Raw genomic sequence first — 1,567 nt, forward strand, 5'->3', positions numbered from 1 at the left:
GCGTGTGGGGATAACGTTGCGATGGAATCGTTCTTCGCCCTCGTGCAAAAGAATGTTCTCGACCGCAGGTCCTGGGCCAGCCGCCGCGAGCTCTCGGCCGCGATCACCCACTGGATCAAACGGACATGTCACAGGAAAAGACGTCAACGAGCGCTGGGCAAGTGAAACAACACTGGAACCAGCCGCGTCCCACGCGGCCTAACAATCAGAAGGAAAACTGCCAACCAAACCCTCAACAGCCCCTGTAGTGGGTTGTCGTGATTCTTGTGGTTGCAGCGGGTGGGGATGCTGATGGTGTGGGCCGGTTTCTGCCCTGCTTGGTAGGCGGTCCTCGCTTCTTTTGGTACCAGTTTGGCCGCCAGGTTTCGTCGGCCCGGGTTATGGGGTGGTGGTTGGTGTTGATGTCGTCTCTGTTGGTGCGGGGTAGGGGACTTCGGTCCAGGGTGTCTTGTTGTTCGGGTCGCGTGTGTCTTGCATTTCGATGGTGGTCAGTTCGAAGTCGCCGCGGACTTGGTAGAACAGCCAGCCTTCCCCGGACTCGCCGGGCTCCAACGGCGGAAGCTTGAGAAGGTAATCGTCGCCTCTGTAGCGAGTACCAACCTCGAAATAGTACGGCTCGTGTAGTTTGTGTCCGTTGGTGTATCCGTCGAGGCGTACGCCAACATCTACATAGGGATCGGCCCTGTCTCCGGTGTTGGTGACGCGGAGTTTGATGCCGAGGTACCGGTGGCCCTCGATGGTGATCTCTACGGGTGGGTCGTAGGTGGTCAAATGCTCGGTGACATCGGGCTTGTACTCTAAGACTTCCACGCTCCAGTCCCCGATCTGGGTGGGCCCAGACGTCGGTGAAACGGTTGGTTCCGGTGTGGTCGTGGTCGGCGTGGGGGCGGGGCCGACTGTGTTACCACTGGGGACCGGTGTGGGTGTGGCGTGGTTGCGTCCAGCGATCGTGACCCCTGCGACCACGACGGCGATCACGATCAAGCCACCAAGGAACGCCCAGGCCCAGCCGGGTAGGCCCTGCCGAGCGGAATCCGGTCCCGTCGCATTTGGTGGGGCGGCGGCTCGTTGTGTTTGCGCATCGTGCGAGTAGTGACTGGGGTTCGGGGGTTGTGGTCCGGCCGGTGGCGTGGTCATGTCGGGTCTCCTGTCGGGTCTGCTGGTCGTTGTATTGATTGTTGCAGGTTTATCCGCATCGTGCAGGTCTCGAGTGTGAGCAGGCGCGGGACGTCTCACTCTACTGGTTGTTGTTGAGATCATGGGAGGGTGGGTTTGTCAAGTCTATGGTGTGGGTATTGATACCCATAGCGGACGGGTAGGGATGGGTTGTAGGGTCGCGAATAGAAGCTGTCACTGGCTGCGGGCAGTGGTGGCAGTCAAGCCAAATGAACCAAGCATCGTCGGCGAGGAGAATTGGAGAGGATTATGGCGAGCAGGGAACAGCGCAGGCGCCTGGAGGATATTGCCGCATTCGACCCGAACCAAGCGTATGACTTGTCGAAACGGCTTGGCAAGATCAGTGAGGGTTTTGAGGGGTTGCGGGGCACGATTGGTCGGCGGATGAATC

At 59.7% G+C, this 1,567-nt stretch carries 1 protein-coding gene and 1 pseudogene; one reads left to right on the forward strand and one right to left on the reverse strand.

Features of this window, described 5'->3' with window-relative positions; translation table 11 throughout:
• A pseudogene (locus EKN07_RS12355) lies at nt 1–165 on the forward strand (IS3 family transposase); the annotation flags it as partial.
• A gap of 213 nt (nt 166–378) precedes the next feature.
• Here EKN07_RS12355 and EKN07_RS12360 read toward each other — a convergent pair.
• Complete coding sequence (locus EKN07_RS12360) at nt 379–1,137, reverse strand: hypothetical protein (protein ID WP_108716350.1); 759 nt, start codon at nt 1,135–1,137, stop codon at nt 379–381.
• Nucleotides 1,138–1,567: the final 430 nt, after the last annotated feature.

It is taken from the genome of Actinobaculum sp. 352 (assembly GCF_003957265.1).
Classification (GTDB): domain Bacteria; phylum Actinomycetota; class Actinomycetes; order Actinomycetales; family Actinomycetaceae; genus Asp313.

Excerpts from the sequence above, each read along its gene's own strand:
- EKN07_RS12360 (WP_108716350.1), bottom strand. The coding sequence starts at position 1,137 with ATGACCACGCCACCGGCCGGACCACAACCCCCGAACCCCAGTCACTAC.